At 74.6% G+C, this 956-nt stretch carries 2 protein-coding genes; both read left to right on the forward strand.

What is annotated here, in order from left to right; genetic code table 11:
• On the forward strand, nucleotides 1-349 hold a 349-nt coding region (gene modA / locus AX685_RS17075), incomplete at its 5' end, for a molybdate ABC transporter substrate-binding protein (RefSeq protein ID WP_156445891.1).
• Nucleotides 346-956 (forward strand): molybdate ABC transporter permease subunit (gene modB, locus AX685_RS17080; protein WP_066490709.1); only part of this gene is annotated, 611 nt, incomplete at its 3' end. The genes modA and modB, both read left to right, overlap by 4 nt.

A 956-nucleotide genomic window follows, 5' to 3' on the forward strand; every position in this document is an offset into this window, starting at 1 on the left:
TCCCGCCGCGGTGCCGGCGGGCAAATATGGCGAGGCGGCGCTGCGCCGGTTGGGCGCGTGGGATGCGGTGGCGCCGCGCGTGGTGCGCGCGGAAAACGTCCGCGCCGCGCTGGCGCTGGTGGAGCGCGGCGCGGCCCCCTATGGCATCGTCTATGCCACCGATGCGCTGGCGGCGCGCGGGGTGCGGATCGCGGGCGTGTTCCCGGCACGCAGCCATGCACCGATCGTCTATCCGGTCGCGCGGCTGACCGGCGGCGAGGCAGGGCGCGAGGCGGAGGGCTTCCGCCGCTTCCTGCTGTCGCGCGGCGGGCAGGCGATCCTGACGCAGCGCGGGTTCGTCCGTCCTTGAGCGTCGAACTGGCGGGCATCGTCCGGCTGACCCTGTTGATCGGCGGCGTCGCGACGCTCGCGGCGCTGCCACCTGCCTTTGTCGTCGCCTGGATCCTGGCGCGCTGGCGCTTTCCGGGCAAGGTGCTGCTCGACGGGCTGGTCCATCTGCCGCTGGTGGTGCCGCCGGTAGTGACCGGCTGGGTGCTGCTGATCGCCTTCGCGCCCGCCGGCCCGGTCGGCGCGGTGCTGGAACGCTGGCTGGGGGTGTCGGTGTTGTTCCGCTGGACCGGCGCGGCGATCGCGGCGGCGGTGATGGCCTTTCCGCTGATGGTGCGGGCGATGCGGCTGTCGATCGAGGCGGTCGACCGCCGGCTGGAACAGGCCGCGCGGACGCTGGGGGCGGGGCGGTGGCGCGCCTATGCCACGATCACGCTGCCGCTGTCCGCGCCGGGCGTCGCGGCGGCTGCGGTGCTGGGCTTCGCGCGCTCGATCGGGGAGTTCGGCGCGACGATCACCTTCGTGTCGAACGTCCCCGGCGAAACGCAGACGCTGCCGCTCGCCATCTATGCCGCGCTCCAGCGGCCGGGCGGCGAAGCCGAGGTGTGGCGGCTGGCGGCGGTGTCGGT

It is taken from the genome of Sphingomonas sp. CCH9-F2 (genome assembly GCF_001556735.1).
GTDB lineage: Bacteria > Pseudomonadota > Alphaproteobacteria > Sphingomonadales > Sphingomonadaceae > Sphingomonas > Sphingomonas ginsenosidimutans.